Origin of the sequence: Flavobacterium fructosi (genome assembly GCF_042787335.1) — a bacterium.
GTDB classification, from domain to species: Bacteria; Bacteroidota; Bacteroidia; order Flavobacteriales; family Flavobacteriaceae; genus Flavobacterium; species Flavobacterium fructosi.
Genome location: NZ_JBHZQA010000004.1, coordinates 31,606 through 45,262, shown reverse-complemented (window position 1 = coordinate 45,262; position 13,657 = coordinate 31,606). Strand labels below are relative to the sequence as shown.

The following is a 13,657-nucleotide window of genomic DNA, read 5'->3' as shown; positions in this document are numbered from 1 at the left end:
AGATTTGGAAAAGCTTCTTTCAACTGTTTTTTGTTTATGTGTTTTTTAATTTACCTTTGCTTTAGTATGACAGTAAAAATAATTGTCTAATTATACAATCTGCTAATGAGAATTCTCTTTTTTTTTATTTTTTTATCATTCTCCACTTTGCTCTTTTCTCAGGAAAAAAGTAGCAAGACTTTAGATTCCGACAGTAAATACAATAGTTCCGACTCCATAAAAAAACCAAAACAACCTTTGGCTACTATAGATCAGTACCGCGTTATTTCTTTAGATCGTGATACCACTTATATTGATACTTCATTGAGCATTCAAAGAGAATACAGTCATAATTACTTAAGAAAAGATACTTTTGGGCTTTTAGCTTTTGCTAATGATGGACAAACTTATAATACCCTGCAATATAGTCTAACGGATTTTTCCCCCTTTCCTGAATTTGGATTCAAAGCAAAACATTTCAATTTCCTAGAAGCAAATCAGGTGCGATACAGCTCTGTAGCAACTCCTGCGACGGAATTATATTTTAAAACTACCATTAAAAAAGGCCAGTCAGTAGATTCATTTATTACTTTGAATACCTCGGAAAACCTTAATTTTTCTATAGCTTACAAAGGATTACGTTCTGAGGGTTTGTATATAAATCAATTGTCAAGCACAGGAAATTTCAGATTTACGGTAAGTTACAACACTAAAAATAAAAGATATTTCTCCAATGCGCATTACACCTATCAGGATATTTTAAATCATGAAAATGGAGGAATTACAGCAGATATTGATTTTGAAAGTGAAGACCCAAAATTTAATAACAGACAACGGTTAGAGGTATTTTTGAATGATGCTAAATCATTTCTGAAAGGGAAAAGAGTTTTTTTAGATCATAATTTTAGAATTAATGCCACAAAAGGAGCTAATAATTTATATGTAAACCATCAGTTTAATTACGAAAACAAATTTTTCGAATACAATCAAGCTACAGTTGTATCCTCGGTAGGAGGAACGATAGTTTACCGTTTTGGTGAATCTTTTAAAAATACTGGTATAAATGATCAAACCCATTACAATAAAATGTATAATAAAATGGGACTAACTTATGAAAATACTACCTTGGGGAAATTTCAGTTTTTTGCAGATGATTTTAGATCGAATTATTATTACAGTCAAATTTTGATTTTTGATAGTAAGACGGTTCCAAGTTCTTTGAGCCAAAATATAAATAATATTGGTGGGCAATATGAGTATCAAAAAAATAAGTGGAATGGAAAATTTTTATATTCAAGATCCGTTACCAATCAATCGTTGTCGAATTTAGAGGCCAAGTTGAAATACAATTACAATGCGGAAGCGGAATTGACATTTCAATATCAAAACATAAATAAGTTGCCAAATAATAATTATGATTTATATCAAAGCAGTTACGTTCAGTACAACTGGTCAAATGCTTTTAAAAATGAAAAAATAAATGCTGTGTCTGTTAATGCAGTTACGCCGTGGGTCAATGCTTCGCTTCAGTATTCTGTATTAAATGATCATCTTTATTTTGCCGATGTTTCAACGGTAGCTCAAATATTGGTCCGCACACAAATAGTTGCGCCAACACAATACGAAAAAACCATAAATTATTTATCCATAAAAGCCAACAAAGAATTTAAATTTGGGAGTTTTGCTTTAGATAATACGATTTTATATCAAAAAGTGGGTCAGCAAGAGGATATCATAAATGTACCTGAGATTGTAACCAGAAATACTTTTTACTATTCAGGATATTTTTTCAAAAAGAAGGCATTGTTCTTACAAACCGGTATTTCACTGAATTATTTTACTAAATATTTTGGTAACGAATATAATCCGGTAATAGGTGAATTTTTTGTTCAAAATGAAAAAAAAATTGGAAACTATCCCAACCTTGATTTTTTTGTTAATGCAAAGATTCAAAGAACCAGAATTTACATAAAAGCCGAACATTTTAATTCAGCTTTGTCAAGTAATAATTTTTATTCTTCACCTAACAATCCTTATCGTGATTTTACAATTCGTTTTGGATTGGTTTGGAATTTCTTCAATTAATAAATATTAGTACAGCATTTTATTGTGAAAACATATTTATCATTCTTCCCGATATATTTTTATACATTAGGTAGAAAAATAAAAAATGTTGCTTTAAATGAAATTTACGTGATAATTGTATCATAAAAGTTTTGTGACGTAATGATTTATGCATAATTTGGTAATTCATATTATTTTGTAACAAAATACTATCTTTGTGTTGCGATTTGTAACAACTCACATTTTTAAATGAATAATAAAATGCACTACGCAGAAAACATATTAGGCACAATTGGCAATACACCCTTAGTAAAACTTAATAAGGTTGTTACTGGAATCGATGCTTTGGTACTTGCTAAAGTAGAAACTTTTAATCCAGGAAATTCCGTAAAGGACAGAATGGCTGTTAAAATGATTGAAGATGCCGAAGCAGATGGAAGATTAAAACCAGGAGGGACTATTATTGAAGGGACTTCGGGAAATACGGGAATGGGATTAGCATTGGTAGCTATTATAAAAGGATACAAATTGATTTGTGTAATCTCAGACAAACAATCCAAAGAGAAGATGGATATTCTTCGTGCTGTAGGCGCAAAAGTAGTGGTATGTCCTACGGATGTTGAACCAACGGATCCACGTTCTTATTATTCTGTTTCTAAAAGACTGGCCGAAGAAACACCGAATTCTTGGTATGTGAATCAGTACGATAATCCATCAAATGCATTAGCACATTACGAGCAAACAGGACCTGAGATTTGGGAACAAACAGAAGGTAAAATAACTCATTTTGTATCTGGTGTAGGGACAGGAGGGACGATTTCCGGAGTTGGAAAATACTTGAAAGAGAAAAATTCGAATATTAAAATCTGGGGGATTGATACCTACGGTTCTGTATTTAAAAAGTATCATGAAACAGGAATTTTTGACGAAAATGAAATTTATTCGTACAGTACAGAAGGAATAGGTGAGGACATTTTACCTGAAAATGTAAACTTCGCTTTGATTGATGGATTTACGAAAGTAACGGATAAAGACGCAGCAGTTTATACCCGTAAAATTGCTCTTGAAGAAGGGATTTTTGTTGGTAATTCTGCAGGAGCAGCGATAAAAGGATTATTGCAACTCAAAGAACATTTCAAACCGGAAGATGTCGTTGTGGTTCTTTTCCATGATTCAGGAAGCCGTTATGTGGGTAAAATGTTCAATGACGATTGGATGCGTGAAAGAGGTTTTCTTGAAGAAGAAATTACAAAGGCCGAGGATGTAATCAAAGACCATATAGACAAACCATTAGTAATCGTTCGTACGGAAGAATTAGTATCTCATGCTATTGAACGTATGCGTAAATATAAAATCTCTCAAATTCCAGTGATTGATATTACCGGATTTGTAGGTTCTGTGGATGAGAGTGATTTATTTCAAAGTTATGTAGATGACAAAAATTCAGCCGAAAGACCCATTAGAGAAATAATGGGAAAATCCTACCCAATTGTAAAATTAGGTACGCCAATCGAAGAAGTTTCTAAACTATTCAGCAAAGAAAATGAAGCTGTTCTGATCGATTTAGGGAACGGCAGACATCATATTATCACGAAATATGATATTATTGGGTCGATAAAATAAATTTTTGTTGTCCGAAATATTAAAATTTTTACAGCCATGAATTTGACGAGTTTATTTTGTTAAATTTGTGGCTTTTTAGATTTATAACAAATTTATAATATGACCTTTACCGCCATAGATTTTGAAACTGCAACCGCATTCCATCCCTGCTCTGTAGGTATTGTTACCGTAGAAAATGGTATTATTGTCGATGAGTTTGTGACACTAATCAAACCGCCGAATAATGAATATAGTCCCTTTACCATTCAAGTGCATGGGATTTACCCACGAGATACGGTCAACGCAAAATCATTTGCACAAGTATATCCTGAAATACAAAAACGGCTGAAAAATAGAGTAGTTGTGGCTCACAATGAAAGTTTCGATAGAAATGTTCTCGCTAAATCAATGGCGCTTTATAATCTCGATTATGCCGATTTGAATTTGGCGCCTCGTTGGGAATGTACGGTAAAAATTTATAAAGCCAAAGGATTAAAACCAACTAAATTAAGTGATTGTTGTAGGGAAATGAAAATTCAACTGAATCATCACGAGGCTTTATCTGATGCTCGGGCTTGTGCCAAATTGTATTTATTGAGGTAGTTGTAATTGAGAGGAACGAAGCAATCCCAATTAGTGGTATTACTTATATATTGTTTTTATTTTGTAAGGTAAGTTGTTTATTTTTTGAGTACTTTAGTCTTTCATTTTTAAGCTATTATATAAAAAATATTAAATGAAAGAAGATTTTCTACATTATCTCTGGAAATTCAAGAAGTTTGATGCCTTAAAATTGAAAACTTATAATGAAGAGGTAATCACAATCATTAATGTTGGACAATATTTGGAGTTGGCGGGTCCTGATTTTTTCAATGCTCAAATTGCCATTGGAGATCAAAAATGGGCTGGAAATGTGGAGATTCATCTTAAATCTTCGGATTGGTATGTGCATCATCATGAGAGGGATTCAGCGTATGAAAACGTGATTCTTCACGTTGTTTGGGAACATGATACAGAAATATTCAGAAGCAATAATACTGAAATTCCAGTTTTAGAGCTTAAAAAATATGTCGAAAAAGAAACTGTCGAAAACTATCAATCGCTCATCTCTCCAAAATCTTGGATATTCTGTGAAAAACAATTGATAGATATCGATGAATTTGCATTAAAAAACTGGCAAGAACGTTTGTTTTTTGAACGTTTAGAAAGGAAATCGCAACCAATATTCGATTTATTGGAACGAACCAACCAAGATTGGGAATCGGTTTTGTTTTGCCTTTTAGCTAAAAATTTCGGCTTGAACGCTAATGGTGAAATTTTTATAAAAATAGCGCAGTCAATTCCTTTTTCTATTATAAGAAAAGAAAGCTTTGAGGTCGAGAATTTAGAATCGTTGCTTTTTGGTAATGCTGGATTATTGGATTCAGATAAAGAAGATAATTATTTTAAAGATTTGAAATTTAGGTATTTTTATCTGCTGCATAAATATCAACTGGAGAAAAATTCAATTGAACCAGTTCAGTTTTTCAAGCATCGTCCTGATAATTTCCCAACTATTAGATTATCCCAATTAGCCAATTTATACCACAGTCAGCAAAATTTATTTTCGAAAATAAATACAGTGAATTCGTTAAAAGCTATTTATGAAGTGTTTCAAGTATCTGCGTCAGACTATTGGTTAAATCATTACCAGTTTGATAAGGAAAGCCCGAAGAAAAAGAAACTACTTTCTAAATCTTTTATTGATCTGATTATTATAAATACAATAATTCCACTGCAGTTTGCTTATGCAAAAAGTATAGGAAAGGAAATTTATGAAGATTTAATATATCTTTTAAATGAAGTATCTCCAGAGAAAAATGCTGTTATAGATAAATTTAATTTTTTTGGAATAGAGACAAAAAGTGCTTTTGAGACACAATCTTTATTGCAACTCAAAAATGAATATTGCAGTAAAAGTAAATGTTTAAAATGTGCTGTCGGGATTGAATTATTGAAAAAAAAATAATTACTAATTAGAAAATCGTGAACAGGATAATTTTGTAATTTTGTCTAAGTTCTTAATTCATAAAAATGGCTGCAATTATTAAGCTTAAGTTCTTCTTTGAAAAACATGGTTTTCATGTTTCTTCCCGTTTAGCGGACACATTAGGAATGCGTGCCAGTAGTGTACGATTGTTTTTTATTTACTTGTCATTTGTTACAGCAGGATTATGGTTTGCAGTTTATTTAACCTCGGCCTTTTGGATTCGTCTGAAGGATTTAATTCGGGCAAAACGCACTTCGGTTTTTGATTTGTAAAATAACTTCAATAAAAAAATGGATTATAAAGTACTTGAAATACTTCATAATCCATTTTTTATTGAAATAAATTACCTTAATTATCTTGTTTTTTTGTAGCTATAGGCATAAATAAATGAATGTATAGCAGCAAATATTAGAGCGAAATAAAACAGAAAGCTACCTTCCGCGCTTGGATCTAATTGATTGATATAGGCTACGAGAATCAATGTTAATACCATTCCCAAACCTATGGCCGAAACAGTTTTGTAGCTGTTTAAACCAAAATTTCCTTTGTTTAAAATACTGTGTTTCATTCCGTAGAATAAGTATAAATCAAATCCAATCATCATCCAAACAATAAGACGAATCCAAGTGTCTAAAGGTAAAAACACCATCATGAATAAGCATACTAAAACACCTGCAATTGGCACAAAAGGTACAAAAGGAGTTCTGAAAGCTCTTGGTGCTTCTGGCATTTTCTTACGCATAATAAGGACTCCAATACAAACCAGAATGAAAGCGAATAAAGTTCCAATACTCGTCATTTCTCCAACTACTCTTGCTGGGACAAACGCTGCAAAAAGACTCACAATTACCATAAACAATAAATTGTTTTTTGCTGGAGTTCTAAATTTCGCATGTACTTCTGAGAACACTTTTGGCATCAAGCCGTCTTTACTCATAGAGAAGAATACTCTACTTTGCCCCATCAACATCACTAAAATTACGGAAGAATAACCGCCTAAAATAGCTAGTAAAATAGCATTGTTTAGCCAAGGGTAGGCTGGTGTTATCATTCCGTTAGGACCAACAGTTCCCATTGCTTCAACTGCAATTGCAACAGGTGCAATTCCGTCTTTTCCTGCAAAGGCTTGGTAATTTACAACTCCTGTCATTACATGTGCAAATAGAATATAAAGAATCGTGCAGATTGCTAATGATAACAATATTCCAATTGGCATATCTCTTTTAGGGTTTTTAGCTTCTTGAGCGGCTGTTGAAACTGCGTCAAAACCGATATAAGCGAAAAATACTATTGCCGCGGCTCTAATTATTCCAGAAAATCCAAATTCTCCAAATTTACCTGTGTTTTCGGGGATATATGGTGTGTAGTTTTCAGGTCTTATGTATTGCCATCCCACTGCAATGAATACTAAAACTACAGTAACTTTTAATAAAACAATAATACCGTTTATTAATGCTGATTCTCGCGTACCACGAATTAAAATCAAGGACATAATCATAACGATACAAACAGCAGGAATGTTAATTATTCCGCCTTCAAAAGGCGAAAGCATATAAGCTTCGTCTATATGAATCCCATAACCGCCTAAGAATTTTCCAAAATACCTGGACCAACTAATTGAAACAGTTGCGGCGCCTACAGCATATTCTAAAACTAAATCCCATCCAATAATCCAAGCAACAAATTCGCCCATTGTTGCAAAAGAGTACGTGTAGGCACTTCCAGCAACGGGAATCATTGAAGAAAATTCGGCATAACATAAACCGGCGAAAATACATCCAAATGCAGCAACTAGAAACGAAATGGTTATTGCTGGTCCTGCATTCATTGATGCAGCAAGTCCAGTTATTGAAAATAATCCAGCTCCAATAATTGCTCCGATTCCTAGTGCAACCAATCCGGGTGCGGTTAATGTTTTCTTTAATCCCTTTTCAGAATCTGCAGCTTCTGCTAAAAGCTGAGCTAATGGTTTTCTTTTCCAAATAGACATGTTTTATGGTTTTTTTGTTATTAAGCACCAAATGTATTGTTTTTTATAAAAAATAAAAATAATAATTAGGATTTAAGTCATAAAATTATAATTCAGCAATGTTTTACTGTATTTGTTTTTTTTAAAATATGTTTTTTTATGGCCAAGTAATTTGCGTTTGCGCTTTATAGATGTCAATTGTGTCTTTGAATATTTTTTAAAGAAGCTGGAATGTCGTAAAATATTTCTTATTTTTAGATTTTAGAAAAAAATGAGATAACATTAATATAGTCACAAAGTATGAGTTTTAAAATAATAAGTGGGTACTTTATTTTTTCGCGAGAACAGCGTAAAGGCGTTTTTGTGTTGTGTGGAATCATCATAGTTTTACAGATTCTCTATTTTTTTGTAAATTTTAGCGCTTTGGCAAAAGAGTTTCCAGAAAAGCAAAAGTGGCTTTCGCTGCAATCTCAAATTGATTCCATGAAAATTGTAGGAAAAAAGGAGTTACCTAAAATTTATCTTTTCAATCCCAATTTTATTTCCGACTACAAAGGCTATAAGTTAGGAATGTCTGTTCAAGAGATTGACCGTCTGTTGGCTTTTAGAAAAGAGAATAAATACGTTAATTCCGCTAAGGAATTCCAAAACGTAACGCAGGTTTCGGATTCGTTATTAAATGCAATAGCTCCCCTTTTTAAATTTCCAGATTGGGTAAATAATAAGAAGCAGTTTAAATCTTATGAGAGATATTCAAATAAGGCTTTCACTGAAAAAGAAAAAATAATTTTTATCGATATTAATAATGCCACAAAAGAAGATTTGATAAATATTTATGGTATTGGCGAAGCAATTTCCATTAGAATCTTGAAGCAAAAGGAAAATCTTGGAGGATTTGTTTCTATGGAGCAGATGAAAGATGTTTGGGGGTTATCGCCAGAAGTTATCGCGAATTTGAATACTCATTTTAAGGTTTCGGTGATTCCAAATTTTAAAAAAATAGACATCAATAACGCTTCATTAAAAGAACTTTCTCAATTTTCCTATTTCAGGTTCCCATTGGCAAAAGAAATTGTAACGTTTAGAAGTATGCATGGAGATATTAAAAATATTGAGGATTTAACAAAAATTAAGGGGTTTCCTGTTGATAAAATAAAAATAATAGAACTATATTTGGTTTTTAATTAAAAGTGCCTAAATAAGTGGGTTGTTTATTTTTTGAATGGCTAAAAAAGTGTCTTATTACTACTGATTTTAGTTTTTCCAATTAGTAGAAATTCTATTGGTATAAGACACTAAAATTTGGAACAAAAAAACCTGTTTTTGTTTTTAATTAAAAAAATAGATGACCGCAACTTATTAAAATAAAAAAATTAATTAATTATATGAATTCAATATATTTTACAGAAGAACATCAATTATTTAGAGCAAGTTTACAAGGTTTTTTACTTAAAGAAGTTGTGCCTCATATTGAAAAATGGGAGAAAACTGGCACAATTGAGCGTTTTATATGGAAAAAGTTTGGAGAAATGGGCTTTTTCGGAATAAATTATCGCGAAGCTTATGGAGGATTGAATTTAGATTTATTTTACACCGTTATTTTTTTAGAAGAACTTCAAAAAATAAAATCATCTGGTTTTGCCGCTGCTATGTGGGCGCATTCTTATTTAGCAATGACACATTTGAATGCGGAAGGTGATGAGCGTATTAAACAAGATTATTTAGTACCAAGTATTTCTGGAGATAAAATAGGAGCATTGTGTATTACAGAGCCTTTTGGAGGTAGTGATGTTGCGGGTATGCGCACTACTGCTGTGAAAAAAGGAGATAAATATGTTATTAATGGTTCTAAAACATTTATAACGAACGGTGTTTATGCCGATTATTATGTAGTTGCTGCAAAAACGAGTCCGGATCTGGGAAATAAAGGAATTAGCATATTTTTGATGGATACCAACCTTAAAGGAGTTTCCACTGTAAAACTGGATAAATTAGGTTGGAGAGCTTCAGATACTGCTGAAATTGCATTTGATAATGTCGAAATTCCCGTTGAAAACTTGATGGGTGAAGAAGGCAAAGGGTTTCCTTATATTATGCAGCATTTTGCTTTAGAGCGATTGATTATGGCAATAAATGCTCATGCAAGAGCTGAGTATGCGATTGAATATACAATAGAATACATGTCACAACGAGAAGCATTTGGCAGAACAATAGATAAGTTTCAAGCGTTAAGGCATACATTAGTAGAGCATGCGACAGATGTTGAGCATTGTAAAGTGTTTAATTATGCTGCTGTAGCCCGATTAGATAAAGGAGAATATGTGGTAAAGGAGGCTACAATGGCCAAATTGAAATCTACAAAAGTGGCTGATGAAACAATTTATAGTTGCTTGCAAATGTTGGGAGGTTATGGCTATATGGAAGATTATCCGTTAGCACGTTTATTTAGAGATAGTCGTTTGGGACCTATAGGTGGGGGAACTTCAGAAATCCTTAAGGAGATTTTATCGAAAATGATAATTGATAAACAAAATTATAAGCCAGCGGTGGAATAATAACTTTTTTTGAATATAAAGAATAGAATATAGAGCCAAGAAGCAAGAAATTGTAACTTGGCTTTTTTCGTTATTAAAACAGTCAAGAAATACGTCTTTGAATTATAGATTAATCTATTTAGTCTGACAATTTAAAAATCTGATTGTCTCGAAATTTAATTAAAAAATAAATCTATATTCATAACTCATAATTCAAAATTTTGATTACTTTTGCAACCTAAAGAAAGGGGGTGTCTATATTATGTTAATTATACCAATTAAAGACGGAGAAAATATCGATAGAGCGTTAAAACGTTACAAAAGAAAATTTGATAAAACAGGAACTGTTCGTCAACTAAGAGCACGTACTGCTTTTATTAAGCCGTCAGTAACGAATAGAATCAAAATTCAAAAAGCGGCTTATATCCAAAATATGAGAGATAACTTAGAGAGTTAGTCAATATCTATTAAAATAAATTACCGTTAGTCATTAAAAGTTTTATAACTTTGATGCTAACGGTTTTTTTTATGAATAATAAAAATGCATTTCGGGATTATCTACAAATGGAGAAGAAATATTCTCCGCATACTGTAAATGCGTATTTGACTGATTTAGGATGCTTCGAGACATTCAATAAACTTCAATTTGATCAAGAGAATATAGATCAGGTAAACTACAATCAAATTAGAAGTTGGATTGTGTCGCTTGTTGATGATAACTTGTCAAATGTAACTGTTAATAGAAAGATTGCGTCCTTAAAAGCATTTTACAAATTTCTGTTAAAAACAAAACAAGTTGAAGTTAGTCCCCTATTGAAACACAAAGCGTTAAAGGTTCCTAAGATGCTTCAAATTCCATTTTCTGAAAAAGAAGTTGCAGATGCATTAACTCACATGCAAAACCCGATAGGCTTTGAAGAGATTAGAAATAAACTTATAGTCGATTTGTTTTACACTACTGGTATGAGAAGGACTGAGCTGATTCATTTAAAGTTAATGAATGTTAATTTGTCAAGTTGTGTGATAAAGGTTCTAGGTAAAAGAAACAAAGAAAGAATACTTCCGGTTTTGCCAATAATTTCAGAGCAATTCTCGTTGTATGTGCAAGAGCGATTGTGTTTAGAATCTATCGTAGATAATGATTATATTTTTCTAACAAAAAAAGGGTTAAAATTGAATGATACCTTTGTGTATCGGTTAATAAATTCTTACTTTAGTGCTGTCTCCGAGAAAGTAAAAAAGAGTCCGCATATATTGCGACATACGTTTGCTACTCATCTATTAAATAACGGGGCTGATTTGAATTCGGTGAAAGAATTATTGGGACATTCCAGTCTGGCATCAACACAAATATATACGCACAATAGTTTGTCAGAACTAAAGAAAGTATATAAAAATGCGCACCCAAGGAATCAGAAGTAATTCGAAAATGTTTAACTATTAAAAAAATTGATTATGAAGGTAAATGTTCAAGCGGTTAACTTTACTGTTGACAAAAAACTGGTAGATTTTGTTCAAGAAAGAATGGACAAATTAGAAAAATATTACGATAAAGTAGTATCGGCAGATGTTTTTTTAAAGGTTGAAAAGACGAGCGATAAGGAGAACAAAATTGCCGAGATTAAAATTAATGTTCCGGGCGATGATTTTGTAGTTAAAAAGCAGTGTAAAATTTTTGAAGAAGCAGTGGAGCTTTGTGCAGAATCTTTAGAAAGATTGTTGGTAAAAAGGAAAGAAAAAATAAGTTCACATATTTAATATAAATTTTTTTTAAAAAATGTTTTGAATCAAAGATAAAATCTCTACATTTGCAGTCCGTTAGAAATAGCGGACTTTTTTTATTGATTCGCCAGCGTAGCTCAGTTGGCTAGAGCAGCTGATTTGTAATCAGCAGGTCGTGGGTTCGAGTCCCTCCGCCGGCTCAAGACTGTAACGGTTTGACAATAATAAAAGTAGGGGAGATACTCAAGCGGCCAACGAGGGCAGACTGTAAATCTGCTGTGTAAACTTCGCAGGTTCGAATCCTGCTCTCCCCACAGAATAAAGTAGATGTTGAAATTAAGGTTTTAAATTTTTTTTTGAATCTGAAATCTCAAATCAAATTCTGACATCAAGGATTCTGCCGGTGTAGCTCAGGGGTAGAGTGCTTCCTTGGTAAGGAAGAGGTCTCGGGTTCAATTCCCGACATTGGCTCAAGTAAGCAGGAAATAGAAATTAATATATAACTAAGATTAAAAATTAAGTAAAATGGCAAAGGAAAATTTTAACCGTAACAAGCCCCATTTAAACATTGGAACAATTGGGCACGTGGATCACGGAAAAACGACATTAACTGCGGCAATTACAAAAGTATTGTCTGATGCAGGTTACTGTCAAGCAAAATCATTTGATCAAATTGATAATGCTCCAGAAGAAAAAGAAAGAGGTATTACAATTAATACATCTCACGTTGAGTATGAAACTGCTAATCGTCATTACGCTCACGTTGACTGTCCAGGTCACGCAGATTACGTAAAAAACATGGTGACAGGTGCTGCTCAAATGGATGGTGCTATTCTTGTAGTTGCTGCGACTGATGGTCCTATGCCACAAACACGTGAGCATATCCTTTTAGGTCGTCAAGTAGGTATTCCTAGAATGGTTGTATTCATGAACAAAGTGGATATGGTTGATGATGAGGAATTACTTGAATTAGTTGAGATGGAAATCAGAGACTTGTTATCTTTCTATGAATATGATGGAGATAATGGTCCTGTTGTTCAAGGTTCAGCTTTAGGTGGATTAAATAATGATCCAGTTTGGGTACCAAAAATTCTTGAATTGATGGCGGCTGTAGATTCTTGGATCGAAGAGCCAGTAAGAGATGTTGCAAAACCTTTCTTAATGCCTGTTGAAGATGTATTCTCAATCACTGGTCGTGGAACTGTAGCTACAGGTCGTATCGAAACAGGTGTTGCTAATACTGGAGATCCAGTTGAAATCATTGGTATGGGAGCTGAAAAATTAACTTCTACTATTACTGGAGTTGAGATGTTCCGTAAAATCCTTGATAGAGGAGAAGCTGGAGATAACGTAGGTATTCTTTTAAGAGGTATTCAGAAAGAAGACATCAAAAGAGGAATGGTTATTTGTAAGCCAGGTTCAGTTAAGCCACACGCTACTTTCAAAGCTGAGGTTTATATTTTGAAAAAAGAAGAAGGTGGTCGTCATACACCATTTCATAATAACTACCGTCCACAGTTTTACGTACGTACAACTGATGTAACAGGTATCATTACTTTGCCAACAGGTGTAGAAATGGTTATGCCTGGGGATAACTTAACAATTGATGTTGTATTGCTTAGTGCAATTGCATTAAGTGTTGGTTTGCGTTTTGCTATCCGTGAAGGTGGTAGAACAGTAGGTGCTGGTCAGGTAACTGAGATAGTAGCTTAATCCTATTAATAAATTATAAAGCCAGTAGCCGCTTTGGTTGTTGCT

12 protein-coding genes and 3 tRNA genes are annotated in these 13,657 nt (G+C 33.0%); 14 read left to right on the top strand and 1 reads right to left on the bottom strand.

All coding sequences use genetic code 11. The features are described from left to right. Positions 1–105 precede the first annotated feature (105 nt). The 5 genes from ACFX5D_RS07920 (at position 106) to ACFX5D_RS07900 (ending at position 5,946) form a co-directional block, all read left to right on the top strand. Entirely contained in the window at positions 106–2,064 is a 1,959-nt protein-coding gene (locus ACFX5D_RS07920) for a putative porin (RefSeq protein WP_379857696.1), read from the top strand. Positions 2,065–2,304: 240 nt separating this feature from the next. Continuing rightward, positions 2,305–3,666 (top strand): pyridoxal-phosphate dependent enzyme, encoded by a 1,362-nt coding sequence (locus ACFX5D_RS07915; RefSeq protein ID WP_379857695.1) that lies wholly within the window; start codon positions 2,305–2,307, stop codon positions 3,664–3,666. A gap of 99 nt (positions 3,667–3,765) precedes the next feature. Beyond that, positions 3,766–4,248, top strand: coding sequence for a 3'-5' exonuclease (locus tag ACFX5D_RS07910; protein WP_379857694.1), 483 nt, complete (start codon positions 3,766–3,768; stop codon positions 4,246–4,248). Between the two features lie 133 nt (positions 4,249–4,381). Beyond that, positions 4,382–5,653: a DUF2851 family protein gene (locus tag ACFX5D_RS07905; RefSeq protein ID WP_379857693.1), complete on the top strand. Its 1,272-nt coding sequence runs from the start codon at positions 4,382–4,384 to the stop codon at positions 5,651–5,653. 65 nt (positions 5,654–5,718) lie between these two features. Next, entirely contained in the window at positions 5,719–5,946 is a 228-nt protein-coding gene (locus ACFX5D_RS07900; protein ID WP_379857692.1) for a PspC domain-containing protein, read from the top strand. A gap of 80 nt (positions 5,947–6,026) precedes the next feature. On the opposite strand, the gene ACFX5D_RS07895 is transcribed toward ACFX5D_RS07900, so the two are convergent. Then, the gene (locus ACFX5D_RS07895) at positions 6,027–7,664 is read right to left on the bottom strand and encodes an amino acid permease (RefSeq protein WP_379857691.1); all 1,638 of its coding nucleotides are present in this window, start codon (positions 7,662–7,664) and stop codon (positions 6,027–6,029) included. A gap of 279 nt (positions 7,665–7,943) precedes the next feature. Here ACFX5D_RS07895 and ACFX5D_RS07890 point away from each other — a divergent pair, with 279 nt between their 5' ends. The 9 genes from ACFX5D_RS07890 to tuf all read left to right on the top strand — a co-directional run bounded on the left by ACFX5D_RS07890 (position 7,944) and on the right by tuf (position 13,612). Then, positions 7,944–8,831 (top strand): ComEA family DNA-binding protein, encoded by an 888-nt coding sequence (locus tag ACFX5D_RS07890; RefSeq protein ID WP_379857690.1) that lies wholly within the window; start codon positions 7,944–7,946, stop codon positions 8,829–8,831. A gap of 197 nt (positions 8,832–9,028) precedes the next feature. After that, positions 9,029–10,198 carry an acyl-CoA dehydrogenase family protein gene (locus ACFX5D_RS07885; protein ID WP_379857689.1) on the top strand — a complete coding sequence of 390 codons (1,170 nt, stop codon included), beginning with the start codon at positions 9,029–9,031 and terminating at the stop codon, positions 10,196–10,198. Positions 10,199–10,439: 241 nt separating this feature from the next. Beyond that, entirely contained in the window at positions 10,440–10,634 is a 195-nt protein-coding gene (gene rpsU / locus ACFX5D_RS07880) for a 30S ribosomal protein S21 (protein ID WP_035670421.1), read from the top strand. Between the two features lie 71 nt (positions 10,635–10,705). Beyond that, complete coding sequence (locus ACFX5D_RS07875; RefSeq protein ID WP_379857688.1) at positions 10,706–11,599, top strand: tyrosine-type recombinase/integrase; 894 nt, start codon at positions 10,706–10,708, stop codon at positions 11,597–11,599. 33 nt (positions 11,600–11,632) lie between these two features. Continuing rightward, positions 11,633–11,935 (top strand): ribosome hibernation-promoting factor, HPF/YfiA family, encoded by a 303-nt coding sequence (gene hpf, locus ACFX5D_RS07870; protein WP_103999765.1) that lies wholly within the window; start codon positions 11,633–11,635, stop codon positions 11,933–11,935. Between the two features lie 90 nt (positions 11,936–12,025). Continuing rightward, positions 12,026–12,099 (top strand) — tRNA-Thr (locus tag ACFX5D_RS07865). Between the two features lie 33 nt (positions 12,100–12,132). Next, positions 12,133–12,213 (top strand) — tRNA-Tyr (locus ACFX5D_RS07860). An 85-nt stretch (positions 12,214–12,298) separates the two neighbouring features. Continuing rightward, positions 12,299–12,370: transfer RNA gene (locus ACFX5D_RS07855), tRNA-Thr, on the top strand. Positions 12,371–12,424: 54 nt separating this feature from the next. Then, positions 12,425–13,612: an elongation factor Tu gene (tuf, locus tag ACFX5D_RS07850; RefSeq protein WP_131477776.1), complete on the top strand. Its 1,188-nt coding sequence runs from the start codon at positions 12,425–12,427 to the stop codon at positions 13,610–13,612. Positions 13,613–13,657: the final 45 nt, after the last annotated feature.

Excerpts from the sequence above, each read along its gene's own strand:
- hpf (WP_103999765.1), top strand. The coding sequence starts at position 11,633 with ATGAAGGTAAATGTTCAAGCGGTTAACTTTACTGTTGACAAAAAACTG.
- ACFX5D_RS07885 (WP_379857689.1), top strand. The coding sequence starts at position 9,029 with ATGAATTCAATATATTTTACAGAAGAACATCAATTATTTAGAGCAAGT.
- ACFX5D_RS07920 (WP_379857696.1), top strand. The coding sequence starts at position 106 with ATGAGAATTCTCTTTTTTTTTATTTTTTTATCATTCTCCACTTTGCTC.
- rpsU (WP_035670421.1), top strand. The coding sequence starts at position 10,440 with ATGTTAATTATACCAATTAAAGACGGAGAAAATATCGATAGAGCGTTA.
- ACFX5D_RS07910 (WP_379857694.1), top strand. The coding sequence starts at position 3,766 with ATGACCTTTACCGCCATAGATTTTGAAACTGCAACCGCATTCCATCCC.
- ACFX5D_RS07895 (WP_379857691.1), bottom strand. The coding sequence starts at position 7,664 with ATGTCTATTTGGAAAAGAAAACCATTAGCTCAGCTTTTAGCAGAAGCT.
- ACFX5D_RS07875 (WP_379857688.1), top strand. The coding sequence starts at position 10,706 with ATGAATAATAAAAATGCATTTCGGGATTATCTACAAATGGAGAAGAAA.
- tuf (WP_131477776.1), top strand. The coding sequence starts at position 12,425 with ATGGCAAAGGAAAATTTTAACCGTAACAAGCCCCATTTAAACATTGGA.
- ACFX5D_RS07900 (WP_379857692.1), top strand. The coding sequence starts at position 5,719 with ATGGCTGCAATTATTAAGCTTAAGTTCTTCTTTGAAAAACATGGTTTT.
- ACFX5D_RS07905 (WP_379857693.1), top strand. The coding sequence starts at position 4,382 with ATGAAAGAAGATTTTCTACATTATCTCTGGAAATTCAAGAAGTTTGAT.
- ACFX5D_RS07890 (WP_379857690.1), top strand. The coding sequence starts at position 7,944 with ATGAGTTTTAAAATAATAAGTGGGTACTTTATTTTTTCGCGAGAACAG.
- ACFX5D_RS07915 (WP_379857695.1), top strand. The coding sequence starts at position 2,305 with ATGCACTACGCAGAAAACATATTAGGCACAATTGGCAATACACCCTTA.